The organism is Bradyrhizobium sp. 45 (genome assembly GCF_023073155.1).
Lineage (GTDB): Bacteria > Pseudomonadota > Alphaproteobacteria > Rhizobiales > Xanthobacteraceae > Bradyrhizobium > Bradyrhizobium canariense_D.
This window is the reverse complement of the sequence record NZ_JADPIX010000033.1, coordinates 1-728: the sequence shown is the minus strand read 5'-3', so window position 1 is coordinate 728 and position 728 is coordinate 1. Positions and strand designations below refer to the sequence as shown.

Sequence of the window (728 nt, the reverse complement as noted above, 5' to 3'; positions counted from 1 at the left end):
GATGCTGGCAGCGGCGACGACCGCGCAGGCCGACAAGCGAGTGGCGCTGGTCCTTGGTGTGTCCAACTACCAGAGCGTCGCGCGGCTGGCCAATCCCGACAGCGACGCGGCCGCCATCAGCGACGTGTTCAAGCGGATGGGGTTCGATATCGTGGAGCTTCGCCGCGATCTCGGCGTCATCGAGATGCGGCGGGCGGTGCGCGATTTTGCTGCGGTTGCCGCGGATTCCGACATGGCCGTGGTCTATTACGCCGGTCACGGCATCGAGGTGAACGGCGCGAACTTCCTGATTCCGGCAGATGCCAGGCTGCAGAGCGATTTCGACGTCGAGGACGAGGCGGTCCCGCTGGACCGGATTCTCCAGGCGATAAATCCGGCGAAGCGGCTGCGGCTCGTCATCCTCGATGCCTGCCGCGACAATCCATTTGCAGAGCGGATGACACGCAGTGTCGCCACGCGTTCGATGGGCCGCGGCCTCGCCAAGATCGAGCCCGCCACGGCGGATACGCTGATTGCGTTCGCCGCCAAGGCCGGCGCGGTCGCCGGCGACGGCGACGGTGCGCACAGCCCGTTTGCGACCGCGCTCCTCAATCATTTGGCGACACCGGGCCTCGACCTTCGCCTGACGCTTGGCCGGGTTCGCGACGAGGTGCTCAAGAGCACGGGGCGGCGGCAGGAGCCCTTCGTCTACGGATCGCTCGGCGGCGACACCGTGCCGCTGGTGCCGC

At 67.6% G+C, this 728-nt stretch carries 1 protein-coding gene; it reads left to right on the top strand.

Annotation, left to right across the window (positions count from 1 at the left end; genetic code table 11):
- Position 1 precedes the first annotated feature (1 nt).
- On the top strand, positions 2-728 hold a 727-nt coding region (locus IVB42_RS05090), incomplete at its 3' end, for a caspase family protein (RefSeq protein WP_247469803.1).